This is a genomic window from Paenibacillus sp. NPDC056722, from assembly GCF_042790635.1.
Lineage (GTDB): Bacteria > Bacillota > Bacilli > Paenibacillales > Paenibacillaceae > Paenibacillus_AQ > Paenibacillus_AQ agri.
The window spans coordinates 530,020-554,809 of sequence record NZ_JBHTYV010000001.1 but is presented as its reverse complement, the minus strand read 5'-3'; the positions used below and the strand labels follow the sequence as shown (position 1 = coordinate 554,809).

Below are 24,790 nucleotides of genomic sequence, written 5' to 3'. Positions count from 1 at the left end.
GATGAATAGATTTGACCGTATGTTACGAGCGGATTTTCTGAAAATTAAACGGACGCCGCTGCTGCTGATTCATCTGCTTCTGCCGCTTATCGGAGCAGGGGCGTTCCTGGCGTACGCTTCTATTTCGCCTATGGATGGTCTCTTACTCACTGTCGGATTTGTTGAAATATTAGCCGTGGCCTTCCCAACGCTAATTGGCGTTCTGACTGCGATGCTGGCCAGGCAGGAAGAGGCTGCTGGGCAATTCCAGAACCTGCTGGGAGGGGCTGCACCGAAGATGTGGACCTTTCTCAGTAAGCTGTTTCTGCTGCTCATTATGGGTTTTACAGGCACGCTATTGGCAGTAGTGATGTTCGGGGCAGGCCTCACGGAGCTGCTACACAAAGACGGACTACTACCCATGCATCTCTACCTGACTGTTGCCTGTGTGCTTGCCGGAAGCTGCATAATCCTGTATATTTTTCATTTGATGATAAGCTTGCGCTTTGGACAGGGGACTTCGATAGGCATGGGCATTATGGGGAGCCTGCTGGGAGCACTACTGCTCACAGGGCTTGGCGATGGGATTTGGATTCTGGTGCCTTGGAGTTGGCCTGTGCGATTGGCCAGTATGTGGGTATTGTACGCAACTGAAGTGCCACTTAGCTCTTCCATAATGGTTCAACTGCATAGCGGCATTTGGATAAGTATCATCGTCACGGCAGGTGTGCTGCTGCTGTCCTGTGTATGGTTTACCCGGTGGGAAGGCCGCAAATCGGAAGGATAACGGAAGGAAAAGCTTTAAGCGTTGAAAGGAGGAGGCTGGATGGCCCGAATACTGGCCGTAGATGATGAAGCGGGCATTCTGATACTGATTCGTAATATCCTGATCAAGGACGGACACAGTGTGACCACGTTATCTGAGCCGGAGCAGATCACAGCGCTAAATCCCGGTTTCTTTGACCTGATTCTGCTGGATGTCATGATGCCGGGAATCGACGGGTTTTCCCTCTGCGAGAGAATAAGGGGCATCGTTGATTGCCCGATTCTATTCCTCACGGCAAAAACACTAGAGGATGACATTATGTACGGATTGGGTCTGGGCGCAGATGACTATATCCTTAAGCCCTTCGGGACTGGTGAGCTACGGGCCAGGGTGAATGCACATTTGCGAAGAGAGCAGCGGGAGAGGCGCAGTATGCTGAGTATCGATGAGGTTCATTTCAACCTATTAGGCAAGGAAATGCATGTGCAGGAGGACAAGGTACCCCTCACCAAGAGTGAATATAAAATCTGTGAGTTTCTTGCCCGGAATCGGGGACAGGTCTTCTCCAAAGAGAGGATTTATGAATCGGTGTTTGGGTTTGATGGGGAGAGCGACAGTGCAGCGGTGGCGGAGCATGTTAAGAATATCCGTGCAAAGCTGTCGAGGTACGAGCTATCACCGATCGAGACCCTCTGGGGGATAGGTTATAAATGGAGAACTTAAAGCACAAGGCCCGCAAACCATTGGCTCTGAGTACTATTTTCCTAAGATATTTTATGCTGTTGTGTGGGGGAATGCTGCTATGGCTCGGCCTATTGATTGGAACTTATCTTATAGCTACGGCGACAGGAGAGATTCTCCCGGCCAATTATGTGGAGAAGCAGATTGCCGCTGCAAAGGATATACTAGTTTCCAGTCCCGAAATTAGACCAGATCAAATTCCTTCTCTGTCGGATTATGCTCTCTATACTCAGGAAGGGCAATATGTGAGCGGCAGTCTAAATAGGGAGCAAGCGCAGAAAGCATGGAAGGCTGTCGAGTCGGGCAGTAAAGGCGGAATCCGCGGTTATTACACCGTCATTCAAAGGGAGCAGCAGCGAGAGGTCCTTCTGCTCAGTTATTCTATTGTCATGAATTATCGCTCGGAATGGCTGAGAACCCATCTGCCTAATCCTGAGCTCCTGGGGATCATACTGATTGTGGTGGGCTTTCTGCTGCAAATTGCCTTATGGTCCTATCTGTTCGGCAAGAAGCTGGCGAAGAAAATGAAAGGTCTACAGTCAGTCATTGGCAAAATTCAGAATCAGGATCTCGAATTCACCGTGCAATCCAGTGGTGTGCATGAGATTGACACAGTCCTAGATTCACTAGACACGATGAAGAACGAGTTAAAGGCCTCACTCCGGCAACAATGGGAGGAGCAGCAGGCCCGCAGGGAGCAAATCTCCGCGCTCGCGCATGATATCAAAACACCGCTTACGATCATCCGAGGGAATGCGGAGCTGCTAAGCGAGACAGCCCAAGATGAGATCCAGCGGGATTACAATCGTTATATCCTGACTAGTTCGGCACAGATTGAACGTTATGCGAGGGAACTGATCGAAATTTCGAAGACGCAGGAAGGGCTGAAGCTGGAGCGGGTCACAATAGATACCGCTTCGCTGCTTGAGGATATTGAAGAACTTCTGAGAGCGGCCGCTGTTGAGAAAGAGATACAGGTTCACATGAACGCACACAACATGCCGGATTTCATCGCAATCGACAAGGATTTGTTCCAGCGGGCAATACTCAATGTTGTGATGAATGCAGTGGAACATACCCCTATTCAGGGCATCATCACACTGACTGCAGAAGGCAGGCCAGATAGTGTTTGCTTTACAGTGGACGACAGTGGCGGCGGCTTCACTTTTGCTGATCTGCGAGAGGCAACAAAGCAGTTTTATATGGGTGACCGCAGTCGAAGCTCGGGGCATCATCACGGCATGGGGCTTTACATTGCGCAATCCATCATGCTAAGGCATGGTGGGCAGCTGGTCTTAGGGAATGACGAAGTCTTGGGTGGGGCTAAAGTTACTTTAGAATTTCCCTTGTCCTGACAAGGATTGGAGGATCAGGCAGACGATAATAAATAAAAGACGGTACAGCCCAAGGGCTGTACCGTCTTTTATTTATTAATTTCAATCTGTAGTTACTACAGCTGTAATTTCTTCATCCAGATCCAACCGTACATCCTCGCGGTAAGCCCGGATCCCGTATTCGGTATGCACGTAACGCAGAATGGCTTCGATCATATTGGACTCCACCAGGAACTGGCTTCGGCCATGCACCCATACCTCCGCAGAATAGCCGGTGTCTTCTTCCCAGCTAAGCTCCACCTGCACTTCGGTAGGATTTACTGCCTTACGTTCAGCCATGTGTAGGCAGATCGCATTAATGATCTCATCCATGCTAAGAACAGTACTATTCATTAGGCGCGGTCATCCCGTTCTTGGAAGCTGCGGCGTTCCTGTCTGCGGCGGAAGAAGGAAAGAATCAAGGTAACTACCAGATAAATTGCGAGCATATTAACTACGAATCCGAGAATATTGCCCATAAAGCCCATACCGCCGAACAAACCGCCGAACAGCATGCCAGCAAGACCACCAATCATAAGGCCTTTCATCAATCCGCCGCCGCTAAAGAAGCCGCGTTTTGTATTTGCCATGCTTCCGGTGGTTGCGCCGCCGGTAGTGCTATCGCTTTTCTTCACGTTATTTGTGGTGGTAGATTTCTTCGGGGTGGTGGTGAAGCTACGCGTTCCGGATTTGAATCCGCCGCCCCCGCGTTTTGCGTCCACAAAATTCGGTGACGCTACAACAAAGAACAGAGTGAAGGCCATAACAATCATCATTACACGTTTCATTGGTTTCATTGACTAGGTGAACCCTCCTGTAAGCATTTTTTTTGTGTCTTTCCGGTAATACGGATAACTTTGAAGATGGTTTCATTTTTAATCATCATATTTCGAAATATTTTTAAAATAAAAAAAGCGCGGATATTGTATCCGCGCGTACAGCTTACGAGTGTGATTTCATCTTATTCGTAACCGTTTGAGAGCAGCTCAAGTGCTCCTGTATTCGGATCAATGATCATTCCGTGTACAGGAACATTCGGAGGCAGCAACGGATGACGCTTAATTAGCTCAACAGTCTGGATAACGCCTTCCTTCTCGTTGTCGAATCCTTTTAGCCACTTGGTGAGCTTGATTCCCGAATTCTCCAGGGTGGACAACACTTCTTCGGAGACTCCGCGTTCCTTGATGTGGCCGATCATCGTGTCGGGATTCAGGGATGCCATGCCACATTCATAGTGTCCCACAACGATGACTTCATCCGCATTCAACTCGTACAGAGCAACCATAACACTGCGCATAACACTGCCGAATGGTTGAGAGATAATGGCGCCGGCATTTTTAATGACTTTGACATCGCCATTCTTGAAATTCATAGCTTTAGGCAGTAGTTCTACGAGACGTGTATCCATACAGGTAATCACCAGCATTTTTTTAGCCGGGTACCGACCGGTCAGGTAGGCTTCATATTCTTTGTTTTCAACGAATTTTTGATTATGTTCTAGAATATTGGTTACTTGGCTCATGGTTTTGCTCCTCCTTGGGGTTAACGGGTAATTTCCACTGCGCACGCTGATCCTTCACCAGGAAGCGGGGCTTCAGTACCTCGTATATCTCTTACCAGTATATTTTTTCCGTAAATCTGTGAATCGCTATCCAGTTTAAATGAAGTGAACCGTTCTTCAGCATCCAGCCGCATTTTGTCTTCATAGAAGATTTCCTGCTGCCTACTGACGATGAAAGGCAGGCCGCCAGCGTCAATACTGAGATCTTCAGGACCACTTTGATCCACAATCAGGAGTACGTTGATGCCGTCACAGCCGCATCCTTCGGTATCATAAAAGAGCCTGAAAATTCCCGGCTGATCTCCAAGCCTTTCTTTCAACTTCCTCTCCGCTAAGGGTGTAACTTGAATGATCATTGCCTTTCACGCTCCTTTAGCATAATGTGAAGCCCAGTTGGCTTCGAGTAGTCTAATCAAAGTATTTCAAATTAGAGAGTTCAAGCTCTGAAACTGATTATACGGATTATAATTAACAGTAGTCAATATTCTGGAGTTTTCTTAGTTTTTTGAACTATGGTCAATATGTTCATCGTTGGTTCGAGAGAAGGTAAGACCTGCTTTTAAATAATGCCTACTAACTTCATTTAGCTATATTCTTGTAGGTGAAGTTGCTTATCAGTATTTAAAAAAGTATCATCAAGAGGAGCAGACAAAATAGAGAAAGCAGGTGCTCCATATATGGAACAACAAGTATCGCAAGAGTGGGAGAAATTCAGTGGTTTATTATCTAAAATGAGCGGTTACCGCGAGGCCATCGGGCTTCTGCATTGGGATCTGCGTACAGGCGCGCCGCGCAAGGGTGCGGAGATTCGTTCTCAGACTGTAGGGATGCTGAGCGGTGAATATTTCAGACTGGAGACCTCGCCCGAGATGGGGCAGTTCACTGAATATTTCAGCCGTCCTGATATTCAGAGTCAATTGAATGAGGTTCAGAATAAGATAGTGCATGATTGCCGCAAGGAATATGAGCGCTCCAAGAGCATTCCGCCGAAGAAATATGAGGAGTATGCTGTATTGGCAGCTCACTCGGAAACGAAGTGGGAAGATGCGAAGGAGAACAGCGATTTTGCTGGATTCGAGCCGTTCCTTACGAAGATTGTAGCCTTTAAGCAGGAGTTTATTGATTACTGGGGAGTCAATGGCACCCGCTACGACACTTTGCTCGATATGTATGAGCCGGATTTGACGGTTGAGAAGGTTGATGAAGTGTTCGGCCGTCTGCGCAGCCGTCTCGTTCCGCTAGTAGAGAAAATCGCAGCTTCCCCGAACAAGCCAGACACAAGCTTTTTGCAGCAAATCTTCGAACAAGAGGGGCAGGAGCAATTTGGACTCTTCATCTTGAAGCAGATGGGTTATGACTTTGATGCCGGACGTCTGGACGAGAGTGTGCATCCTTTTGCGACAGGACTGAATCCGGGAGATGTTCGCATTACGACTAACTATATTCCGGATAACGTTACTAGCGCTGTGTTCAGCTCCTTGCATGAAGGCGGACACGCCCTGTATGAGCAAAATATCAACCCCGAGCTTGTAGGCACACCACTTGCTCAAGGCGCATCGATGGGAATTCACGAATCCCAGTCCCGCTTGTGGGAGAACATGATCGGCCGCAGCCTGCCCTTCTGGGAGCGGTATTACAAGGATCTACAACATTACTTCCCAGTACAACTTGCCGGTGTTGATGTCAAGGATTTCTACCGGGCGATTAACAGTGTAGATAATACGTTCATTCGGATTGAAGCAGACGAGTTGACGTACAACCTCCATATTATTGTCCGCTATGAAATCGAGAAGCTAATCTTCAATGAAGGACTTGCCGTGAAGGATCTCCCGCAGGTCTGGAATGCCAAGTACCAGGAGTATCTGGGGATCACCCCTCCAACCGATGCGCTGGGCGTATTGCAGGACGTGCATTGGTCGGGTGGAGACTTCGGCTATTTTGCCTCCTATTCGCTTGGGAATATGTATGCCGCTCAGATTCTGAACACGCTCCGCAAAGAGCTGCCTACGTTCGATGAACTGGTTTCGTCCGGCAACCTGCTTCCTATTAAGGAATGGCTGACTGACAAAATTTACCAGTATGGACAAAGTTTAACGCCTTCACAAATTATTGAGCAAGTAACTGGCGAACCGCTGAACCCGGATTATCTGGCCGATTATCTGGAAGAGAAATACACAGCGCTCTATCAACTGTAAGCCATAAGGCAGGCGCGGGGGTCATCCGGCAGAGTGGAATGGCACCCGCGGAACGGCTATAATAGAAGGAAACCGCAAAACGGAAGGATTTGGGTATGGCAAATACGTATACTTACAGTCGCCGGGAAGAGGTCGCAAATGCAATTACGCATGGAATCGGTACGGTCCTTAGTGTAGCCGCGCTGGTCCTGCTTGTTGTTTTTGCAAGTTTGAAGGGAACGGCTTGGCATGTGGTCAGTTTCTCCATTTATGGAACTACCATGCTGCTTCTGTATCTCAATTCAACATTGGTTCATAGCCTCAAAGAGGGTAAGGCGAAGGATTTGTTCGAATTTTTCGATCATTCTTCCATTTACTTGTTCATCGCGGGAACGTACACTCCGTTTCTACTGGTAGCTATCCGAGGGACCCTCGGCTGGTCGTTGTTTGGCATTATTTGGGGAATTGCTGCTTTCGGTGTGTTCTTCAAGGCCTTTTTCGTCAAAAAGTTTCTGTTCATGTCCACCGTCTTTTACATTGCCATGGGCTGGCTGATCGTGATCGCCTGGAGCCCCTTGTCGGCTGTTGTGGCTAGTGGAGGGATGACGCTGTTGGTCGCCGGCGGTATCTTGTATACCTTAGGGACGGTCTTCTATGTGTGGCGTGGGTTCCCGTTCCATCATGCCGTCTGGCATGTCTTCGTGCTGGCAGGCAGCGTGACACACTTCTTCGCCGTGTTGATTTATTTGCTGCCCATCCGTTTATAAAGAGCAAAAATCGCATACATGGGGCACACATGGCAACAAATTTGCTTAAAGAAAAAGATGACAAGCAAAAAAGCTTGACATCTTTCTTTGTTTTGGGTAATATAAGGGACGTTGTGAAGCTGTAAAGTGTTTTTCCTTGACGAAGGGAGTGCCCTTAATGAGTCAGGAGAATAGGCTCGAGAAAACGAATCGAATCAACCTGCTTTTCGCTTTTTACGAACGGTTGCTTACGGATAAGCAGCAGACGTTCCTTAAATATTATTTTCACGATGATTTCTCCCTGGGTGAAATCGCTGCTGAGTTTGATATCAGCCGCCAGGCGGTGTACGAGCATATCAAGCGGGCGGAACAGGTTCTGGAGAATTATGAAGAGAAGCTCGGTTTGCTGGTGAAGCATGAGACCCGTAGCCGATATTTGGAAGAATTGCGCAGACTGCCGGATGATGGGATGCTGCCTGAGCAATATAAAGTGCGGTTCATGGACATTGTGGATCGTTTGCAGAGGTTAGAATAGCATGAAGGGAGGAACTGCATATGGCGTTTGAAGGTTTGACCGGAAGGTTGCAGAATGTATTCAGCAAGCTTCGCGGCAAGGGTAAGGTATCCGAAGATGATGTCAACGAAGCCATGCGCGAAGTGCGGCTGGCCCTGCTGGAAGCGGACGTTAACTTCAAGGTCGTCAAGGACTTTGTGTCCAAGGTGAAAGAGAAGTCCGTCGGCAAGGAAGTTATGGATAGCTTTACGCCCGGCATGGTCATTATCGATATCGTTAACAAAGAGTTAACTGAGCTGATGGGCGGAAGCCAGGCGAAGCTGGCCAAGTCGAACAAGCCACCTACCGTCATTATGATGGCGGGTCTACAAGGGGCGGGTAAGACTACCACTTCAGGCAAGCTGGCAAAATTGCTACAGAAGGGCAATCACCGTCCGCTTCTGGTAGCGTGTGATATTTACCGCCCGGCAGCGATCAAGCAGCTTGAAGTGCTTGGTGAGCAGATCAAGGTTCCGGTGTTCTCGCTGGGTGACAAGATCAGCCCGGTAGAAATCGCTAAGCAAGGCCTACAGCATGCCAAGGACAACAACTTGGATTATGTCATCATCGATACCGCAGGCCGCCTGCATATTGATGAAGCGTTGATGGAAGAGCTGAAGCAGATTCACACGGCTTTGACTCCTGATGAAGTGCTGCTCGTCGTTGACGCCATGACAGGTCAGGACGCCGTTAACGTCGCAGATAGCTTCAACAAACAGCTTGAACTGACTGGTGTTGTGCTGACCAAGCTGGATGGTGACACCCGTGGTGGTGCGGCATTATCCGTCAAAGCTGTTACTGGCTGCCCGATCAAGTTCGCCGCGCTAGGCGAGAAGATCGACGCACTGGAGCCGTTCCATCCGGAGCGGATGGCTTCTCGTATCCTGGGTATGGGCGACATGCTGTCGCTGATTGAGAAAGCTCAAGCGAACATTGATACAGAGAAAGCGAAGGAAATGGAACGTAAGATGCGTAACGCGGAATTTACGTTCGATGATTTCCTTGAGCAGATGGATCAGGTCAAGAAGCTTGGCCCGATCGACCAGATCCTCGGTATGCTCCCTGGTATGAACCAGGCCAAGGGCATCAAGGACCTCAAGGTCGATGACAAGCAGATGGACCGTGTCGAAGCCATTGTTCATTCCATGACTAAGGCTGAGAAACAGCAGCCTGAGATCATCAATCATAACCGTCGCAAACGGATTGCAGCCGGAAGCGGCACCTCAGTTGCTGAGGTTAACCGTCTCATCAAGCAGTTCGACGAGATGCGTAAGATGATGAAGCAGTTCTCTGGTATGATGGGTGGCGGAGGCAAGGGCTCCAAGAAGAATGCCATGAAGCAGCTCAAAGCACTTGGCGGTAAAGGCATGAAGTTCCCTTTCCGTTAAGTTAATTATCCACAGTATAACGTAGGATAATTCTTCTGCCCTTAGTCTTTAATGTTTTGACTTTAATCTTTTGAACTTGTTGATTGTCCACAGTATAACGTAGAGACAATCAATGGTCTTCCTAGATACAGTAAGTAATCAAGCGTGTCCCGTAAGGGACGATAAGCGCTCATGCATCTCCCGTCCCTAGGTACCGCCAATCTGAACACCCACGCTAGTTGCACTTAGCGGTGTCCAGAGGGTGCAGCCCTTTGGGGCCCTCCCTTGGAAGGGAGGGTTTGGGAGGGATCGAAACTATTTTAAGGAGGTGAATTTCGTGGCAGTACGTATTCGTCTGAAAAGAATGGGTGCACATAAAGCGCCTTTCTATCGTGTAGTGGTTTCCGATTCCCGGTCCCCTCGTGATGGTCGTTTCATCGAGGAAATCGGTTACTATAACCCGGTTGAACAACCGGCAGTAGTGAAGATCGATGAGGAAAAAGCTCTTAAATGGCTTCAAACAGGTGCGCAAGCATCCGACACCGTTCGCAACTTGCTTTCCAAAGCTGGTGTGTTGAAGAAGTTCCATGAGCTTAAGAATCAGAAATAATGACTGATTGCGAGGGTCCTCTATGGAAGAATTAGTTGGTGTTATTGCTAAGGCTTTAGTGGATCATCCAGAGGATGTGACCGTACGTATCGTGGAGAAGGATCACCTGATTGTCTATGAACTTTCCGTTCATCCTGATGATGTCGGCAAGGTCATCGGCAAGCAGGGTCGGATCGCCAAAGCGCTCCGTACCGTAGTCACGTCTGCAGCAGTCAAGAGCGATAAGCGCGTAACCGTAGATATTTTATCTTAACAGATACGCACAAAGAGGGGCTAGGGATTGTATATCCCGGCTCCTTTTTGTTCAATTATATAAGAACGGATAAGTCTCACATGGTAAAGGAGAGGAATGTATGACCGAAGAATTAACCGTAGGCAGGCTTGTCAACACTCACGGCATTCGCGGGGAGATCAAGATTCTGTCTCATACGGATTTTCCGGATGTGCGGTTTGCACCTGGCAAGAAGCTAATTGTGATTCCGGCAGATGGCAGTCCTAAATTTGATGTGATCGTAGACAGCGCCCGGGAGCACAAGGGCATGTATATTGTTAGACTCAAAGGCTATACCAACATCAACCAGATCGAAAAGTACAAGGGAAGCATGCTTAAAGTGCCAAGCGATGATTTGGTAGAGCTGCCGGAGAACGAGTACTATTTTCACCAGATTGTAGGCTGTGACGTGTACACCGAAGACAATGACAGTCAGCCACTTGGGACAATCACTGAAATTCTTCAGCCTGGAGCCAATGACGTATGGGTGGTTAAGCCACCGAAAGGACAGGATATCCTGATTCCAGTCATTAACGATGTGGTAGTGGATGTAGACATCGAGGCTAAGCGTATTAAAGTCCGTCTGATGGAAGGTCTACTTCCATGATCAGAATTGATGTGTTGACGCTCTTTCCTGAGATGTGCGAAGGCGTCTTCGGCACAAGCATTCTGGGGAAGGCTCGTGAAAAAGGAATTGTGTCGCTGAACGCGGTGAACTTCCGTGACTTCTCCGGCAATAAGCACAATACCGTGGATGACACGCCGTATGGCGGAGGTGGAGGGATGGTACTGAAGCCCGATCCAATTTTCGCAGCGGTGGAACATGTGCTGGCAGAGTCCACTGGTTCTACAGTTGTATCTTCTGAGCATGGGAATGCGGCGGAGCATTCTGCTGAGGGACACATGGACCAAGAAGGTATTAAACCTCGAATTATTCTTATGTGCCCGCAGGGCAAAACCTACACTCAGCAGATTGCCGAAGAATTGGCGCAGGAAGAACATCTGATCTTTATCTGCGGCCATTATGAGGGCTACGACGAGCGAATCCGTGAGCATCTGGTGACAGACGAGCTTTCCATTGGCGATTACGTACTGACTGGGGGAGAACTCCCGGCAATGACCGTTATTGATTCGATCGTTCGCTTGCAACCGGGAGCGCTAGGCAATGAGACCTCAGCAGTGAGTGATTCGTTCAGTACAGGACTGCTGGAGTATCCGCATTATACACGTCCAGCAGAGTTTCGTGGCTGGAAGGTGCCAGATATACTGCTCAGTGGTCATCATGCCAACATTGAAACTTGGCGGCGGGAGCAAGCCTTGCAGCGAACACTGGAACGTCGCCCGGATCTCTTAGAGACTGCAGAGCTTACAGCGAAGGATCGGAAGACCCTGGAGCGTCTGAAAAACGATGGTCAAGCCTGATTTGGAAAAAAGTTGCTCATATTTGTCATATTTAACGCCTCTTTAACGTATATATAACGTTGAGGAGGCGTTTTTTGTGATGTCTGTTTCTGAAAGCATCCTAATATCGTTTTTCTGAAAAATGATATATATAAGATGAACAAAAGAAAGTAACAAAAAGCGAGAAGGAACGAAGGGGGAAGTTTGGAACTGTAGGAGCGAAGCGCTCGCCTGAAAGCTTTTCGCAGGAAAGCTCGCATCGGAAGCCTAAGCTGTCTCCAGATTTCAACCGCTAGAAGCGGTTATAAAGAGGAAATCTGGGGACAACAGCGATCGGAAGTCCAAACATTCCGCCGTAGTGACGACTGAGTCTTACGTGAGGATCTTAAGTTCATATTATATAGAAGAATCACATCAAAAGGCCATTGTGCGTTGCAAGCTTATATTTGGGGTAATAAAGAGAGGTGCCGAAATAAACTATCCCGCTGAAGACGCAGCTAATTCAAGATAAGCGAAAGGAATGACTAAAGTGACTACGACTACGAATACGCAGAAAGAATTCAAGCAGACCGTGGACGATGTCCAGCAGCAAGCGGAGCCGCTCCGCACGGTGAACGATATTATCGATTTCTATACGAATCGAAAATCCTAAACGAATGAATTCTAGTCCGCATAATCAACTCCCTTAGCATAGCAAAAAGATAAAACCATTAAGGCCAGACGATGACAATCGCTGCTTTAATGGTTTTATTAATATTACGGTATGTTTCTGTGCAAAACATCATAGCTTTTAGGGGCAACTTGTCTCTTGTTATTTATTAGCAAAAACAGTACTATTATTATACCTATGCAACACCAAACCAAGGAGGGGCTGGTTGTATGGCTAAAAAGAGCAGTCTGTTTATTAACGAAGGTGTGCTGCGCATCGCCATATTCATTATGCTGTCATCGCTTACGTATACCGTCCGCAACTATTCATGGGCAGTTACATTCCTCGTACTGCTGGCCATTTACTCGCTTGTAACAGGTGTGTTCAAGCTCTTTAAGAAGTCTTGAATAGGCTTACAAGAGCGTCGGTTAAACTTTTCAAGGCAGGTTGGGTACCGCTAACTAATCTGCTCTTCGTTTAATTCATCAAGGCTCGTATCCTGGAGATATAATTTAAAACCAAAAGCAGCACCGCTCAGGCTACGAAACCTGAAAGGTGCTGCTTTCTTCTTCTTCTGAAATCGGAGTAACAGGATTTGAACCTGCGACCTCGCCCACCCCAAGGGCGTGCGCTACCAGGCTGCGCTATACCCCGGCAAATGTAGTTTGCTCGGCAATAAGAAAAAATGTTCTCAGATATATCCAAATATTTGTAATCCATAAACTATATATAACCCAAAATCGCTTATCGTTCAAGTGAAAAATGAAATATAGAGCAGATGTTTTTGAGTGCTATGTAAACGTTAACAATATGAATCTAGTATTGATGAATTGTTAATAAATAGTGTTGGATATTTTACAAAGGCTGTGCTATACTCTTGGCACAAGGAAAGGAGGTGCGTTCACATCAAGCATGACATGTTGAGCGTATCCCTTACCCGGACCAACGGCTAATATCATTAGCTTTGGTGGCGCGGGATACGGATCAAAGTTTTAAACTAGCGCCTCGGGTAGAAAGACCGTCTTCGGACGGTCTTTTTTATGTTTTCTACTTATATTTAGTGCTACCTTGTCTTCCGACACCTGTCACTTCGCCGTTACCGGCTGATCCCTCCCCTCATAAAATACACTACTACGAATGAGGAGGAGTTATTTGGTGGAGGCTTATCATAACTGTTTGCGCTGCATGAATAGACGCGTGCGAATTATGACTGTAGATGGACAACGGCATGAGGGAGTTATCGTGAATGTAGACCGAAACAATGTCTATTTAAAAAGAGACGGCGGACCTGAAAGGGTGAAGACGTCAGCATTTTTCGGAAATCCTTTTGCTGCCAATGATATTTTGGTCCTGAGCTTGTTTACGCTGCTCGCTATCGCGCTGGTATAAGGAATTAGGCTGCAAAAGACCGCCCCTCGTGATGAGTGGCGGTCTTTTGCAACTGCTTAGCAGCATATGGTCAGAGAGCTGCAGGGGCCTCATAGCCCGAGTTAATGTTACTTGTGAACGGTTATTGCGCCAATATCAGAGCTTAGGGAGACCAGCGGCCCGCCGTTACCCACCGTGCTCTTGCCTTTGGCAGCTCCTTTGATCTGTCCGATCTCACTGGCGGTCTCGAGACTATAGTTCAAACCGTCGGCCAGGGTAGCTGTAATGGCTCCGACATCCGTCTTGGCTTTCAGGCTGCTTCCTTCGTTGAGGGCGGCTATGTTCAGAGTAATGCTCCCTGTATCGGACTCAATGGTGGATTTGCCGGCAATTGTAGCATTGCTAATGTGGATAGCTCCTACGTCGGTGCTCACCCGGTACGTTCCTTGCAAACCGCTCAGCTGGATTTCACCGACATCGTTGGACACCTGATACATATCTACGCTCTTTGGAACCTCAATGACATAATCAATGCTGAAATCAGAAGAGCCGTACTTGCGCTGTGCCCAGCTCCACAGATCTTTCTTGGGAGCGTCTTTGGCATGGGTGGAGATGATTAGTTTATCTCCGCTGGTCAGAACAGAAACCTCGGCGTTGTCGAGTATTTCCTGACGTTCTTGCTCGCTGTTGAAGTTTTTATAGGACTGAACCGTGGCCTTTACGTTGATTTGATCTCCGCCAACGGCCCTAACCGCTATGGCACCTACGGAATTTTCGATACTAAGCGCGGATGCAGACCCGATTGTCTGAGAGACTTGTAGTTCCTTACTTATGCTGCCTTCCTTGAAGCCTGCCACGACTTTATCTGCTGTGTCCTGTGCGGCTTGTGTAACAGCTGCTGCGGCTTGGCCCAGCCCTTGCTTCACAGCCTCACCAAGGTTTTGTTCCAAGCCATCCGACCGGGATTGTTCCGATTCCTGGTTTACTTTGGCTTTGCCAGGCAACTCTGTGCATCCCGCCAGTAATGTTAAGGATACAACGGCGAGTGCTGCGATTATTTTTGGACTATTCTTTTTCATATGTATGGCTCCCCCTTGAAATTGTAAAGATCCTGCACTGCTAATTCGCTCATTGAATACGTACTATAATTAGTATAACTGTTATGGGAATTTATTGAAAACAGGCTACAGGCGGGTTGCGATACTAGACCTAAGACTAGGCCTGGGACCTCATCTGTATTTGAGCTTTTAAATGTGATAAAATCAGTTCATATGAAGCTTAGCTGCGGGTTCATCCAAAACAATTCAGGGAGGGAATGGCGAATGGCTTATATTGTTGGCCTTATTGTTTTGCTGGTGTTGACCGGGATGTATGTTATATTCCTGAAGCGAACGGCCAAACGCCAGAACGAGCGCAGTGGAATGAACAGCAAGGTCATCTCAATGGAAAGCCACCGCAGAGCGAAGCAGACCTCCGGCGAACAGCTATGCTCCTCCTGCAAAAAGAAAAACGGTAAGCTGATCTTTTATGCCCAAGATAATGGAACTGTAGTCGGATTATGCAAGGATTGCAAAGCTCAGGCCAAGAAACGTGACATGCTGCCGCTTTAATTTTCAAAAAAAAGTTTATCTTTTTGTTGAAATAGCCCGTCTTTTATGGTAACATTATTTTTGTTGTGTGGAATACGGTGGTCCGCTGTCGATAATGAGGGAGAGCATAAGATCTCTCCGGAAGAGGCATGAACACCTGTACGGAAGGAGGAAGTCCTTAATGAGTATCCTACAAGAAATTACCCAAGAGCAACTTCGCAAAGATATCCCGAGTTTTCGCCCGGGTGACACTTTGAAAGTGCACGTAAAAGTTATCGAGGGAACTCGTGAGCGTATCCAGTTGTTCGAAGGCGTTGTAATCAAACGTCGCGGCGGTGGAATCAGTGAGACTTTTACGGTTCGTAAAATTTCTTACGGTGTTGGTGTGGAAAGAACATTCCCTATCAACTCGCCTAAACTCGAGAAAATCGAAGTGGCTCGTCGCGGTAAAGTTCGTCGTGCGAAGCTGTACTATCTTCGTGAACTGCGCGGTAAAGCTGCGAGAATTAAAGAAATCCGTCGCTAGAATTAGTGACAAAGGGAAGGGGCTTGAATTCAAGCCCCTTTCGTTTTACCATGAGAGTATTAAGCGTGGGGATTTTCAGGCTGTTTCCTGAGATTACAGGGAGAATAATCATTTAGGATGGATTCGGCAGCATTTCAAAGAGACACTCTGTCTGGCTGGAGTACTCTCATTCAATTTGTATACAATGCATCAGAGATATAGAGCGCTGGGGATCGGCTTCTCCGAAAAGGCCTCCTGAAGGAGTAACTATGGAGGGGTTTTTGGCAGGAGTTTTTTTGTGTTGTATAGTTAGTGTAGCATAAAGAGAGGATGGTGAACTATGCAGCAGGAATTGCAGCAGGGTCAAGGGGAGTCCGAAGAGTCCACTCGGCAGAACCCACCCAAGCAGAAAAATGAGGTATTGGAATGGATTAAGGCAATAGCGATTGCATTAGTTCTGGTTATTCTGATCCGCTGGCTTTTGTTCAAGCCGTTTATTGTAGACGGACCTTCCATGCGGCCTAATTTTCACACCGGTGAGCGGGTAATCGTCAATGAGATACTGTACGACATTCGTTCTCCGCAGCGGGGAGAAGTCATTGTGTTCCACGTTCCATCCGAAGGTCGCGACTTTATTAAGCGTGTAATCGGGGTGGCCGGTGATACGGTGAAGGTTGAAGGGGATGTCGTTACAGTTAACGGCAAACCTGTGAATGAAACCTACATTCAGGGTGCTATTGATGCGGCACATAAGAATAATACGCTGTACAATAATAAGAACTTCCCTAATGAAGATTTTACCGACGGTACGGTACCTGAGGGCCATGTCTTCGTAATGGGAGATAACCGTTCAGACAGCACAGATAGCCGAATGATTGGTTATGTGCCGCTGGGTGATATTGTAGGCCGTGCGGATCTAATCTTCTGGCCGGTGAAGGATATTACCTGGATTAATCATTAAAAAGAATGACACAGAGATGAATCAAAGGAGGTGACGGCAATGGCCATTCAATGGTTTCCTGGTCATATGACGAAGGCTAGACGACAAATCGAAGATAAGCTGAAGCTAATTGATGTGGCGATAGAGCTGCTCGATTCCCGTCTGCCGCTTTCCAGCCGCAATCCGATGATTGACGATATTTTGCGGGATAAGCCCAGATTGATTATTTTGAACAAAGCAGACTTAGCCGATCCTGAGGCGACACGGAAATGGCTGGAGTATTTCAAGGCGCAGGGGCACGTAGCTTATCCTGTGGATGCTTCTACCGGAACAGGTGTCAAGGATATCCCTGAGCAGGTCAAGCTGCTGCTGAAAGAAAAGATTGATCGTCAGATTGCCAAAGGGATGAACCCGCGTCCGATGCGTGCACTGATCGTCGGTATTCCCAATGTCGGCAAGTCTACTCTGATTAACCGGATGGCAGGACGCAATATTGCTGCTACTGGAGATCGCCCTGGTGTAACTAAAGGGCAGCAGTGGATCAAAACAGGCGGAAATCTGGAACTGCTGGATACCCCTGGTATTCTGTGGCCTAAATTCGAGGACCAGAATGTTGGTTATCGTCTCGCAGTAACAGGGGCAATCAAGGAAGAAATCCTGAATGTCGAAGACATTGCTTTTTATGCGGTGAAGTATCTGGTGAAGGATTATGGTTCCAGATTCAAGGAGCGGTTCGGTGTAACCAAGCTTCCAGAAGATCTGGAGAATCCTGATGAGATTGTAGCCGTGATGGAAGCCGTCGGACGTAAGCGCGGTTGTCTGGTTAGCGGCGGCAGGGTTGATCTGGAAAAGGCTTCCCGTACGCTGCTGCACGAACTTCGTGCCGGCAAGCTCGGACGATTCACGTTGGAAGTGCCGGAAGACCAAGGTAGCTTGTAAATATAGAAGACCGGGTATGGACGAGCCATCCGCTTAGCGGGTGGCTTTTTTTGATCCATTTGTTTGGGGATGGTTCAACATGTAGGTTGACTTTTTATAAGGATTCCAAGGAGATGCTGTATTATTTTATAGGTTTTCGCAAGGGTAATCCTGTGTTAAGCTGGCTTAAAAGAAGAGCAGGCAGTTATTTTTTTATAATATTAATAGAATAGATGACTGGTAGGTGTAGAAGCGTGAGTATAGATATGTTGCTGTATGAAAAGGAAGGCTGGGAGCAGTCGTATCAGCGGATTGCTGGTGTAGATGAAGTAGGAAGGGGCTGTCTGTTCGGGGACGTCGTCGCTGCGGCGGTAATTCTGCCGGAAGGGCTGATCATTGAAGGTGTAGATGATTCCAAGAAACTGTCAGCGAAGAAGAGAGATGCTCTGTTTGAGCTAATTATGGAGCAGGCGCTGGCGGTTGGTGTAGGACATGTGAATGCTACGGTTATAGATGAGATTAACATTAAACAGGCGTCCAGGCTGGCGATGAGAAAAGCTGTGGAGGGTCTGAACCATTCCCCTGATTATATGCTGGTCGACGCGGAAAAGGTAGATCTGCCGCTGCCGCAGCGGGCTATAATCAAAGGGGATGCCAACAGTCAATCCATTGCCGCAGCTTCCATCGTAGCGAAAGTAACACGGGACAGGTTGTGTGAAGGTTTGTGGGAAGAATTATACCCGAACTACGGCATCGCGATACATAAAGGTTATGCGACCAAGCTGCATCGTGAACAGATTACAGCGCTCGGTCCGACACCGATGCACCGGCGCAGTTTTATCGGTAGAATTTTGGCAGAGCAGCAGACGCTGTTCTAGTTGGTCATGAGCCCGCAGGTTGTTCTTATAAAAGAATGATTTTTTCCGATATATATGTAAAAGAACAACTGGAGGAGGGCAAAAGATGAATATCGGTTCATTGATCCGTGGGCTGCTTGGTGACAGCAAGCCGGGTGAGCCCAAGTCTGTGGAATTAAAGGAAGGTCAGGTCGTTCGCGGTGTGGTTCTAAGCGTATCCGATTCGGGAAAAGAGGCTGTGGTGCAAATTCAAGGTGCCCCTGTCCGGGCGGAGCTGGAGTCACCGCTACAACCGGGGCAGACGTTGAATCTGCAAGTAGCTCCTCCTGGAGAAAACGGATTGCCGGTTCTAAAGCCGGTCTCTCCTGGGCAAACGACTGTCCCGCAGAGTATGGGTGAAGCATTGGAATCGCTTGGATTAAGTGATGCAAAAGCTGGACGGGAGATTGTACTGGCGATGCAGTCCGGAGGTCTGGCATTAACGAAGGAAACGGCTGCAAAGCTGAATATGATCATGAATGCCAAGCCACCCGATGTTCCTGCAGAACAGTGGCTGGAAGCGGCGGTGATCTCTGTCAAAAGAGGACTGCCGGTTACGGCTGAAAGTGTGAGAGGGCTGCAGCAGGCCGTGTTTGGTCCTCCATTGCATCATTTGTTGTCATCGCTTGAGGAACAATTGAACCTGTGGGCAGAACAGGGGGCTGGCAAAGCGGGAGCAGATGGCAAGGGATCGGCGGTTTCGCCAAACCCAGGAACTGCGAACGGTATGAATGCAACCCCGGCATCCGTTGGTAACTCTCAGCTGGAGGGAGGAGCTTCCCAAGGCAAAAATGCGGGTACAGCCGCCATACCAGTTGCAGACAATGGGGCTGGCAAAGGGAATGGACCCGTCGGAACAACGGGTGCTTCAGCTAACGTTGAAAATGTCAATAATTCGAGCGCTTCGGGAACGACGGGAACTGGAGTGAATTCAGCGGGTACAAGTCACGGCGGAGGTTCCATAGGCAGTTCTGTGCCGGTGAATGTGAATGGTGGCGTTAATCCCGATAGCAGCGGAGGGACCGTACCGGTAGATGCGGATCAAGCATCTACATTGATGGGTGCTGCCTCTATGGAAGGTGAAGAGGAGAGCCAGGTGGGCAATGTTGTTAGAGGCAATGAAGCATCCGTGTCAAAAGCGTCAGCAGCCGCGTCTTCTGCCGGGGCAGAGGCAGTTGGTGCCGCCGGAGAAGAGGCGGCACCGAATAGCTCCGCCAGAACCGTCAGCTTGCCTGCTGAGTCTGCAGCAGGCAAGCTGACGGCCGGACCGACAGAGCCGTCCGGCACTGCCCTGCTCGCGAAGCTGCAGGGCGTACTGTCCGAGCTGCGCAGCACGCTGCCGCAGCTCACAGCTGCCCCGCCAGCTAGCGCGGCGGGCGCTCCCCAGGCCCCTGCGGCTGATACGCCGCTGGGGCAGATCGCTCCGCCTCCAGCTGCGGCGGGGCAAGAGCCCGCGCTGGCAGCGCCGCGCGGGGAACAGCATGCTGCGGCAGTGACGCCGCAGCCGGGCACCGCCCTGGCCCACGACAGTGAGTCGTGGGTGGGGCGGGTGCTGAAGCTGCTCGGTGCGGAGCACGAGCAGCAGGCCGTCCGCGGCAGCGGCGCAGCCGCCGCGGAGGTGCGCCCCGCGGCCGTGCCTCTGGCGGCCGCGGGAGGGCGTGAGGCCCAGCTGCCGCAGGCTGCGCTGGGCGGGGCGTCCGGCGCCGGACATGACGGCGCCGAGACGCTCAAGGGCGTGCTGCTGCAGGTAATGGGCAGCAGCGAGGTTCCGCCCGCGGTCAAGGAAGCCGCGGGCCAATTAGTTCAGCAGCTGACCGGGCAACAGCTGCTGCTAAATACAGACCGAACGGCTCCATTTGCCCAGGTGACCTTGTTTCTGCCGCTTCATGGGCAAGATGGGCAAGAGACAGCCTCTGTCCATATTCAATCAAGACGGGGACGCAAGGGGGAATTGGATGCGGCGAATTGCCGGCTCTGGTTCGATCTGGATATGAAGCAGCTCGGGCAGACTCTGGTGGACGTGCAGGTGGTGAATCGTATTGTCAGCCTGAAGATGCACAACAACCATCCGGCGGTACTGGAATTGCTGGAGCAGCGGCGTGATGACATCGGGGCGGCTGTGGAGTCGATAGGTTATCAATTATTGTCTTTAAGAACAGAGCCGTTACCGGAGAAGAGCCTGACTGACAATTCAGATAGTGGCAGCAAGCTGGCTGACTATGTCCCGGATTCGTACAAAGGAGTAGATTACCGTATATGAATGAGCCTGAGAATGAAATCCGGCAAAATTTTAAAAAGGCAGTTGCGCTGAAATATTCCCCTGATCAGGCCGAGGCTCCAGTCGTGGTCGCCAAGGGACAGGGCGTTGTTGCGGATATCATTCTTCAGAAGGCCAAGGAGAGCGGTGTAGTTATCCAGGAGGATGCGGCGCTGGTTGAGGTACTCTCCAAGCTGGATCTGGATCAGCAGATTCCACCCGAACTGTATCAGCTGGTGGCGGAGATATTAAGCTTTGTCTACCAGAGCGACCGTGCTGCATCGGAGCTGGATCTATAATGGAGAGCGGTGCTTCAGGAATACCTTATAACCGCAAGCAAAAGGGTGCCGCTGCCGAGGCGGCGGCGGTGTATTACTTGTCCTCCCGGGGATACATCATTGTAGAGCGCAATTGGCGCTGCCGAAGTGGTGAGATAGACATCATAGCAGAGCACGAGGGTAGCCTGGTTTTTGTAGAGGTCAGAAGCCGAAGTGGAACGCTACGGCAGGGCACACCAGAAGAATCGGTCAATGGTCGCAAAATCCAACAGGTACGCAATATGGCACTAATTTATCTGCATATGACAGGTCAGGAGGAGCGACGGATCTTGTTTGACGTGATCGCTGTTTGGTTGCAGGAAGATCTTAGCGTAGCTTCCATGACCCATATCCGTGGGGCGTTTTAACAAGGCTTGTTTCCCGGTTACATCAAGAAGCCTTTCCGGAGCCTCTGCACAGGTGGGTCATTTCTGAAAAGAAATGGGTAAACATTAGTGTAACTTTTCATTAGCACCACGAGGAGGGCTTCCCATTGAAGAACCAGCCACTAGAGATACAGGTGAATTTTGCATGTCAGCATTGCGGAAAGAAGCTCGAAGCGAAATTGGGTGCCGAGCCAATGTCAATTGTCTGTTGTAGCCAGTGCAGCAAGACCTTTACCGTCATGCGGCCGGCCATTTCCGAAGAAATACTGATTGATTGGGAGAATGAAGCCCTGTTTCAGAAAATACGCGCCGAGAAGACCCAGAGCAGTAATAGCAGTCTCTTGGCACTAATTATAAGAGTTATAGAATTGCTGACATGGCGGGACAAGGGTAATGGACAGGTAGAAGCCATTAAGGAAATGCGGAGCTGGCTGATCGAGAATGAAAGGGTACCTCCTTTGGAAGAATTAATTCAGATGGATATGCAAGACCGGATAAACAGGCGGGATTTCGGAAAATAACCGGCAGAACCTATATTTATTCAGGAAAGAGGATGGATAATGGCAAAAGTATTTTTTACCTCTGATCATCATTTTGGTCATAAGCTGATTATTGACTTTGAATCCCGGCCGTTTGCCGATGTCACCCAAATGAATGAGAGCATGATCGCAAGCTGGAATACTGTCGTCGCCCCGGAAGATAAGGTGTTTCATCTGGGAGATTTTTCTTTTCTTAACAAAGAAGACACCAGCAGCATTGTAGCGCGGCTGAACGGTTACAAAACCCTCATTTTAGGTAACCATGACCGTGGACGAAGCCGCGATTGGTGGTTGGAGACGGGATTCCATGAAGTTAGCGAATATCCGATCATCTACAAGGACTTCTTTTTTCTCTCCCATGAACCGATGTACATGAACAAGCATATGCCTTACGTAAATGTGCACGGTCATATTCATGGGCAGAAATATGAAGGGAAAAATCATTTCAATATATGTGTAGAACATTGGGATTATCGCCCGCTTTCCTTTGAACAGATTAGGGATTCTGTTGTAGTTAGTGAAGAAGGATAATGACGAAGTGGGTTGCATATTTATGCATATTTGAGTCTTTTTACATGGGTGCGAGGAATGTTGGATGGGGACAACCTTTAGAAGCAGATTGCTTAAGGACAGCAATTGAATTTATAATGAACCTTAACCATGAAAATCATAGGATTTACCGGAAAATTAGGAAGCACCTATTTTCTTGAAACGATAGCGCCTGTTAAGGGCATATTTCAAGAGGAGAGGTGTTTTTGTTATGTACGGAAAGATTTATAGTGCCTGTTTGTATGGAATAGAAGGCATCATGATTGGCGTTGAGATCGATATAGCGGATGGATTGCCCCAAACGACTATTATCGGATTACCTGATTCAGCAATTCGTGAAGCTGTGGAACGAGTGCGTGCTGCCGTTAAAAATTGCGGGTACCGCTATCCACAGCAGCGGATCACGATTAATCTGGCTCCTGCGGATCTGCGCAAGGAAGGTTCAGCCTTTGATCTGGCAATAGCAATCGGCATTCTGAGTACGAGCGGTCAGCTTGTTATGCCCGCAGCATCAGAAATGCTGTTGCTTGGCGAACTTGCGCTTGATGGCAGCATAAGAGCAGTGAATGGCGTGCTGCCTATGGTTGAGGCGGCGCGTAGTGCCGGTTTTCGGTCCGTGCTGCTGCCCCGGGTCAACGCGGCGGAAGCCGCACTGATCAGTGGGATGACTATTTACGCTGCTGACCATCTGCGAGAAATCCCTGAACCGGATACAGGAGAGAGTGTCCAAATTAAAAGTAGTACGCAGATCAAGCAGACCCGTCCAACTGGGGACAAGCAATATACTGATTTAATGACCGCCGCACAATGCGATAATCGTTATGACACAGACACAGACACAGACACAGACACAGACACAGACACAGACACAGACACAGACAACATGGTTTATTCCAGAGGGGGTGCTCCCCAAGCAGAGCTTCCTTTTCCTGTAACCGTAGTTAATGGTGCTACTGTAAGAGAACGCCCGCCGACAAAGGCGCTTTCTCTGGAGCATCTTAAATATACTCCCCACAACCTCTCTTCCCGCGACTCTCAAATAACAGAGAATGAAATGACTGAGGATTACAGCGATGTATTGGGACAACAGCATGTCAAGCGCGCGCTGATCATCGCAGCCGCTGGGATGCACAACATTATGCTTATGGGCCCTCCAGGGACAGGGAAAACCATGTTGATTAAGCGGTTGCCGGGTATTTTGCCATCCTTGAATGAACGGGAAGCGCTGGAGGTGACCAAAATTTTCAGTGCCGCCGGAAAGCTAAAGGATGCAGGAAACGGGCTACTTCGAACCCGTCCGTTCCGCTCTCCGCATCATACGATTTCGGCGGCAGGTCTGATCGGCGGCGGAGGCACACCAAAACCGGGTGAAGTCAGCCTTGCTCACCGCGGAATTCTGTTTCTGGACGAACTTCCCGAGTTTTCACGAAATGTGCTTGAAGTACTGCGGCAACCGCTGGAAGATGGGGTGGTCACGATAAGCCGGGCACGGGCGGCTTTTACTTTTCCAGCTCGTGTGATGCTGGCCGCATCGATGAATCCGTGCAACTGCGGCTTTCTCGGAAGCGGGAATCCGCAGCAAGTATGCACGTGCAGCCCAGCCAAGATTGCAGCTTACCGGGCCAAGATTTCGGGGCCGCTGCTAGATCGTATTGATCTGCAAGTGGAGGTGCCACGTCCAAGAGAATGGGAACGGCAGGGACATGTGCAGTCTTCCGCCGAGATGCGTGCCGAAGTAGCTACAGCCCAAGCCATTCAGGCAGAGCGATACAAGCAGCTGCCGATCTCATGGAACAGCGAATTATCCGGCGCTGCCTTGCGCCGGTATGCCAAGCTAGGTCCGGCAAGTTCAGTGATACTATATGACATTCTGGAGAGTCTCGGGCTCAGTATGCGTGCGCACGACCGGATCATCAAGCTAGCCCGAACAATCGCCGATCTGGCCGGAGCATCGGACATAGAATCAAATCACATCGCCGAAGCGGTTCAATACCGCAACTTGGACCGGCAGGTGACGGCCTTGGAATAACAATGGAGAGTAAGATTCCTAATCATAAGTTATTGACTTGACTATATTAAGTGAAATTAAGATTCAAACAGAAGATCAGGTGTGATTCTAAGATACTGTTAATTATTCCGGTTTCTATCCAGTAGCTGGTGCAGTTAGGGCTTTAGGGTGCAAACCGCTCCTCTCCTTTACCAGGCGTTTTAACAGTGAAAAATGTTCTACCTCCCAATTTAAGTGCAATTTCGTACCTTATTTTTCTTTAATATAGGTAAAAAAATCAAATAAGGGCATTTTTGTATCTTAATTTTCGGAAAAGTACGCTGAACG

Annotated in this window: 30 protein-coding genes and 1 tRNA gene; 25 read left to right on the top strand and 6 right to left on the bottom strand. The window is 48.9% G+C overall.

The features are described from left to right. Window position 1 precedes the first annotated feature (1 nt). Genes ACFRAM_RS02685 through ACFRAM_RS02675 form a run of 3 tightly spaced genes read left to right on the top strand, consistent with a single transcriptional unit; the run spans window position 2 to window position 2,841 of the window. The gene (locus ACFRAM_RS02685) at window positions 2-766 is read left to right on the top strand and encodes a lantibiotic immunity ABC transporter MutG family permease subunit (RefSeq protein ID WP_379464408.1); all 765 of its coding nucleotides are present in this window, start codon (window positions 2-4) and stop codon (window positions 764-766) included. A gap of 39 nt (window positions 767-805) precedes the next feature. Further along, window positions 806-1,468 carry a response regulator transcription factor gene (locus ACFRAM_RS02680; RefSeq protein ID WP_379464407.1) on the top strand — a complete coding sequence of 221 codons (663 nt, stop codon included), beginning with the start codon at window positions 806-808 and terminating at the stop codon, window positions 1,466-1,468. Continuing rightward, window positions 1,456-2,841, top strand: a complete 1,386-nt coding sequence (locus tag ACFRAM_RS02675) for a sensor histidine kinase (protein ID WP_379464406.1) — start codon at window positions 1,456-1,458, stop codon at window positions 2,839-2,841. Before ACFRAM_RS02680 ends, ACFRAM_RS02675 begins: the two co-directional genes overlap by 13 nt. Before the next feature lie 81 nt (window positions 2,842-2,922). On the opposite strand, the gene ACFRAM_RS02670 is transcribed toward ACFRAM_RS02675, so the two are convergent. The 4 genes from ACFRAM_RS02670 to ACFRAM_RS02655 form a co-directional block, all read right to left on the bottom strand. Beyond that, the gene (locus ACFRAM_RS02670) at window positions 2,923-3,213 is read right to left on the bottom strand and encodes a YxcD family protein (RefSeq protein ID WP_175369833.1); all 291 of its coding nucleotides are present in this window, start codon (window positions 3,211-3,213) and stop codon (window positions 2,923-2,925) included. Continuing rightward, window positions 3,213-3,656, bottom strand: a complete 444-nt coding sequence (locus ACFRAM_RS02665; protein WP_379464405.1) for a hypothetical protein — start codon at window positions 3,654-3,656, stop codon at window positions 3,213-3,215. Before ACFRAM_RS02665 ends, ACFRAM_RS02670 begins: the two co-directional genes overlap by 1 nt. Before the next feature lie 164 nt (window positions 3,657-3,820). After that, a complete protein-coding gene (locus tag ACFRAM_RS02660) occupies window positions 3,821-4,381 on the bottom strand; it encodes a beta-class carbonic anhydrase (protein WP_066362250.1) in 561 nt (186 codons plus the stop codon). Between the two features lie 20 nt (window positions 4,382-4,401). Further along, the gene (locus tag ACFRAM_RS02655) at window positions 4,402-4,776 is read right to left on the bottom strand and encodes an iron-sulfur cluster biosynthesis family protein (RefSeq protein WP_379464404.1); all 375 of its coding nucleotides are present in this window, start codon (window positions 4,774-4,776) and stop codon (window positions 4,402-4,404) included. A 321-nt stretch (window positions 4,777-5,097) separates the two neighbouring features. Between ACFRAM_RS02655 and ACFRAM_RS02650 the strand changes: the two genes are divergently transcribed. The 10 genes from ACFRAM_RS02650 (at window position 5,098) to ACFRAM_RS02605 (ending at window position 12,598) form a co-directional block, all read left to right on the top strand. After that, window positions 5,098-6,615, top strand: a complete 1,518-nt coding sequence (locus ACFRAM_RS02650; protein WP_379464403.1) for a carboxypeptidase M32 — start codon at window positions 5,098-5,100, stop codon at window positions 6,613-6,615. A gap of 95 nt (window positions 6,616-6,710) precedes the next feature. Next, entirely contained in the window at window positions 6,711-7,361 is a 651-nt protein-coding gene (gene trhA, locus ACFRAM_RS02645) for a PAQR family membrane homeostasis protein TrhA (protein WP_379464402.1), read from the top strand. Window positions 7,362-7,518: 157 nt separating this feature from the next. Beyond that, window positions 7,519-7,875: a putative DNA-binding protein gene (locus ACFRAM_RS02640; RefSeq protein WP_175371973.1), complete on the top strand. Its 357-nt coding sequence runs from the start codon at window positions 7,519-7,521 to the stop codon at window positions 7,873-7,875. A gap of 20 nt (window positions 7,876-7,895) precedes the next feature. Continuing rightward, complete coding sequence (gene ffh / locus ACFRAM_RS02635; RefSeq protein WP_175371972.1) at window positions 7,896-9,281, top strand: signal recognition particle protein; 1,386 nt, start codon at window positions 7,896-7,898, stop codon at window positions 9,279-9,281. A 316-nt stretch (window positions 9,282-9,597) separates the two neighbouring features. Further along, a complete protein-coding gene (gene rpsP / locus ACFRAM_RS02630; RefSeq protein WP_066362232.1) occupies window positions 9,598-9,870 on the top strand; it encodes a 30S ribosomal protein S16 in 273 nt (90 codons plus the stop codon). 22 nt (window positions 9,871-9,892) lie between these two features. Beyond that, entirely contained in the window at window positions 9,893-10,123 is a 231-nt protein-coding gene (locus ACFRAM_RS02625; RefSeq protein ID WP_379464401.1) for a KH domain-containing protein, read from the top strand. Between the two features lie 100 nt (window positions 10,124-10,223). Next, window positions 10,224-10,748, top strand: coding sequence for a ribosome maturation factor RimM (gene rimM, locus ACFRAM_RS02620; RefSeq protein WP_379464400.1), 525 nt, complete (start codon window positions 10,224-10,226; stop codon window positions 10,746-10,748). After that, complete coding sequence (gene trmD, locus ACFRAM_RS02615; protein ID WP_379464741.1) at window positions 10,748-11,563, top strand: tRNA (guanosine(37)-N1)-methyltransferase TrmD; 816 nt, start codon at window positions 10,748-10,750, stop codon at window positions 11,561-11,563. Before rimM ends, trmD begins: the two co-directional genes overlap by 1 nt. Window positions 11,564-12,062: 499 nt before the next feature. Beyond that, window positions 12,063-12,194, top strand: coding sequence for a hypothetical protein (locus ACFRAM_RS02610; protein ID WP_286154900.1), 132 nt, complete (start codon window positions 12,063-12,065; stop codon window positions 12,192-12,194). Between the two features lie 227 nt (window positions 12,195-12,421). After that, window positions 12,422-12,598 carry a hypothetical protein gene (locus tag ACFRAM_RS02605; RefSeq protein ID WP_379464399.1) on the top strand — a complete coding sequence of 59 codons (177 nt, stop codon included), beginning with the start codon at window positions 12,422-12,424 and terminating at the stop codon, window positions 12,596-12,598. A gap of 173 nt (window positions 12,599-12,771) precedes the next feature. On the opposite strand, the gene ACFRAM_RS02600 is transcribed toward ACFRAM_RS02605, so the two are convergent. After that, window positions 12,772-12,845: transfer RNA gene (locus ACFRAM_RS02600), tRNA-Pro, on the bottom strand. Between the two features lie 501 nt (window positions 12,846-13,346). On the opposite strand from ACFRAM_RS02600, the gene ACFRAM_RS02595 reads away from it, so the two are divergent. Further along, window positions 13,347-13,580 (top strand): hypothetical protein, encoded by a 234-nt coding sequence (locus ACFRAM_RS02595; RefSeq protein ID WP_379464398.1) that lies wholly within the window; start codon window positions 13,347-13,349, stop codon window positions 13,578-13,580. Between the two features lie 107 nt (window positions 13,581-13,687). Here the strand turns inward: ACFRAM_RS02595 and ACFRAM_RS02590 are convergent, their stop codons facing one another. Then, window positions 13,688-14,638 carry a DUF4097 family beta strand repeat-containing protein gene (locus ACFRAM_RS02590; RefSeq protein ID WP_379464397.1) on the bottom strand — a complete coding sequence of 317 codons (951 nt, stop codon included), beginning with the start codon at window positions 14,636-14,638 and terminating at the stop codon, window positions 13,688-13,690. Between the two features lie 243 nt (window positions 14,639-14,881). On the opposite strand from ACFRAM_RS02590, the gene ACFRAM_RS02585 reads away from it, so the two are divergent. The 11 genes from ACFRAM_RS02585 (at window position 14,882) to ACFRAM_RS02535 (ending at window position 24,484) form a co-directional block, all read left to right on the top strand. After that, window positions 14,882-15,169 (top strand): hypothetical protein, encoded by a 288-nt coding sequence (locus ACFRAM_RS02585; protein ID WP_066362227.1) that lies wholly within the window; start codon window positions 14,882-14,884, stop codon window positions 15,167-15,169. A gap of 160 nt (window positions 15,170-15,329) precedes the next feature. Continuing rightward, complete coding sequence (rplS, locus tag ACFRAM_RS02580) at window positions 15,330-15,674, top strand: 50S ribosomal protein L19 (RefSeq protein ID WP_066362226.1); 345 nt, start codon at window positions 15,330-15,332, stop codon at window positions 15,672-15,674. A 319-nt stretch (window positions 15,675-15,993) separates the two neighbouring features. Then, the gene (gene lepB, locus ACFRAM_RS02575; protein WP_379464396.1) at window positions 15,994-16,614 is read left to right on the top strand and encodes a signal peptidase I; all 621 of its coding nucleotides are present in this window, start codon (window positions 15,994-15,996) and stop codon (window positions 16,612-16,614) included. A gap of 39 nt (window positions 16,615-16,653) precedes the next feature. Next, complete coding sequence (gene ylqF / locus ACFRAM_RS02570) at window positions 16,654-17,532, top strand: ribosome biogenesis GTPase YlqF (protein ID WP_379464395.1); 879 nt, start codon at window positions 16,654-16,656, stop codon at window positions 17,530-17,532. Window positions 17,533-17,744: 212 nt separating this feature from the next. After that, entirely contained in the window at window positions 17,745-18,389 is a 645-nt protein-coding gene (locus ACFRAM_RS02565; RefSeq protein ID WP_379464394.1) for a ribonuclease HII, read from the top strand. 85 nt (window positions 18,390-18,474) lie between these two features. After that, on the top strand, window positions 18,475-20,667 hold the full coding sequence (locus ACFRAM_RS02560) for a DNA ligase (protein WP_379464393.1): 2,193 nt from the start codon (window positions 18,475-18,477) through the stop codon (window positions 20,665-20,667). Next, complete coding sequence (locus ACFRAM_RS02555) at window positions 20,664-20,963, top strand: EscU/YscU/HrcU family type III secretion system export apparatus switch protein (RefSeq protein ID WP_066362218.1); 300 nt, start codon at window positions 20,664-20,666, stop codon at window positions 20,961-20,963. The genes ACFRAM_RS02560 and ACFRAM_RS02555 overlap by 4 nt, the downstream gene beginning before the upstream one ends. Next, the gene (locus ACFRAM_RS02550) at window positions 20,963-21,349 is read left to right on the top strand and encodes a YraN family protein (protein WP_379464392.1); all 387 of its coding nucleotides are present in this window, start codon (window positions 20,963-20,965) and stop codon (window positions 21,347-21,349) included. The genes ACFRAM_RS02555 and ACFRAM_RS02550 overlap by 1 nt, the downstream gene beginning before the upstream one ends. 125 nt (window positions 21,350-21,474) lie before the next feature. Beyond that, on the top strand, window positions 21,475-21,888 hold the full coding sequence (locus tag ACFRAM_RS02545; protein WP_379464391.1) for a hypothetical protein: 414 nt from the start codon (window positions 21,475-21,477) through the stop codon (window positions 21,886-21,888). A gap of 39 nt (window positions 21,889-21,927) precedes the next feature. Continuing rightward, the gene (locus tag ACFRAM_RS02540) at window positions 21,928-22,437 is read left to right on the top strand and encodes a phosphoesterase (RefSeq protein ID WP_379464390.1); all 510 of its coding nucleotides are present in this window, start codon (window positions 21,928-21,930) and stop codon (window positions 22,435-22,437) included. Between the two features lie 229 nt (window positions 22,438-22,666). Then, window positions 22,667-24,484, top strand: a complete 1,818-nt coding sequence (locus ACFRAM_RS02535; RefSeq protein ID WP_379464389.1) for a YifB family Mg chelatase-like AAA ATPase — start codon at window positions 22,667-22,669, stop codon at window positions 24,482-24,484. Window positions 24,485-24,790 lie beyond the last annotated feature (306 nt).

Excerpts from the sequence above, each read along its gene's own strand:
- ACFRAM_RS02685 (WP_379464408.1), top strand. The coding sequence starts at position 2 with ATGAATAGATTTGACCGTATGTTACGAGCGGATTTTCTGAAAATTAAA.
- ACFRAM_RS02680 (WP_379464407.1), top strand. The coding sequence starts at position 806 with ATGGCCCGAATACTGGCCGTAGATGATGAAGCGGGCATTCTGATACTG.
- ACFRAM_RS02675 (WP_379464406.1), top strand. The coding sequence starts at position 1,456 with ATGGAGAACTTAAAGCACAAGGCCCGCAAACCATTGGCTCTGAGTACT.
- ACFRAM_RS02670 (WP_175369833.1), bottom strand. The coding sequence starts at position 3,213 with ATGAATAGTACTGTTCTTAGCATGGATGAGATCATTAATGCGATCTGC.
- ACFRAM_RS02665 (WP_379464405.1), bottom strand. The coding sequence starts at position 3,656 with ATGAAACCAATGAAACGTGTAATGATGATTGTTATGGCCTTCACTCTG.
- ACFRAM_RS02660 (WP_066362250.1), bottom strand. The coding sequence starts at position 4,381 with ATGAGCCAAGTAACCAATATTCTAGAACATAATCAAAAATTCGTTGAA.
- ACFRAM_RS02655 (WP_379464404.1), bottom strand. The coding sequence starts at position 4,776 with ATGATCATTCAAGTTACACCCTTAGCGGAGAGGAAGTTGAAAGAAAGG.
- ACFRAM_RS02650 (WP_379464403.1), top strand. The coding sequence starts at position 5,098 with ATGGAACAACAAGTATCGCAAGAGTGGGAGAAATTCAGTGGTTTATTA.
- trhA (WP_379464402.1), top strand. The coding sequence starts at position 6,711 with ATGGCAAATACGTATACTTACAGTCGCCGGGAAGAGGTCGCAAATGCA.
- ACFRAM_RS02640 (WP_175371973.1), top strand. The coding sequence starts at position 7,519 with ATGAGTCAGGAGAATAGGCTCGAGAAAACGAATCGAATCAACCTGCTT.
- ffh (WP_175371972.1), top strand. The coding sequence starts at position 7,896 with ATGGCGTTTGAAGGTTTGACCGGAAGGTTGCAGAATGTATTCAGCAAG.
- ACFRAM_RS02625 (WP_379464401.1), top strand. The coding sequence starts at position 9,893 with ATGGAAGAATTAGTTGGTGTTATTGCTAAGGCTTTAGTGGATCATCCA.
- rimM (WP_379464400.1), top strand. The coding sequence starts at position 10,224 with ATGACCGAAGAATTAACCGTAGGCAGGCTTGTCAACACTCACGGCATT.
- ACFRAM_RS02610 (WP_286154900.1), top strand. The coding sequence starts at position 12,063 with ATGACTAAAGTGACTACGACTACGAATACGCAGAAAGAATTCAAGCAG.
- ACFRAM_RS02605 (WP_379464399.1), top strand. The coding sequence starts at position 12,422 with ATGGCTAAAAAGAGCAGTCTGTTTATTAACGAAGGTGTGCTGCGCATC.
- ACFRAM_RS02590 (WP_379464397.1), bottom strand. The coding sequence starts at position 14,638 with ATGAAAAAGAATAGTCCAAAAATAATCGCAGCACTCGCCGTTGTATCC.
- ACFRAM_RS02585 (WP_066362227.1), top strand. The coding sequence starts at position 14,882 with ATGGCTTATATTGTTGGCCTTATTGTTTTGCTGGTGTTGACCGGGATG.
- rplS (WP_066362226.1), top strand. The coding sequence starts at position 15,330 with ATGAGTATCCTACAAGAAATTACCCAAGAGCAACTTCGCAAAGATATC.
- lepB (WP_379464396.1), top strand. The coding sequence starts at position 15,994 with ATGCAGCAGGAATTGCAGCAGGGTCAAGGGGAGTCCGAAGAGTCCACT.
- ylqF (WP_379464395.1), top strand. The coding sequence starts at position 16,654 with ATGGCCATTCAATGGTTTCCTGGTCATATGACGAAGGCTAGACGACAA.
- ACFRAM_RS02565 (WP_379464394.1), top strand. The coding sequence starts at position 17,745 with ATGACTGGTAGGTGTAGAAGCGTGAGTATAGATATGTTGCTGTATGAA.
- ACFRAM_RS02560 (WP_379464393.1), top strand. The coding sequence starts at position 18,475 with ATGAATATCGGTTCATTGATCCGTGGGCTGCTTGGTGACAGCAAGCCG.
- ACFRAM_RS02555 (WP_066362218.1), top strand. The coding sequence starts at position 20,664 with ATGAATGAGCCTGAGAATGAAATCCGGCAAAATTTTAAAAAGGCAGTT.
- ACFRAM_RS02550 (WP_379464392.1), top strand. The coding sequence starts at position 20,963 with ATGGAGAGCGGTGCTTCAGGAATACCTTATAACCGCAAGCAAAAGGGT.
- ACFRAM_RS02540 (WP_379464390.1), top strand. The coding sequence starts at position 21,928 with ATGGCAAAAGTATTTTTTACCTCTGATCATCATTTTGGTCATAAGCTG.
- ACFRAM_RS02535 (WP_379464389.1), top strand. The coding sequence starts at position 22,667 with ATGTACGGAAAGATTTATAGTGCCTGTTTGTATGGAATAGAAGGCATC.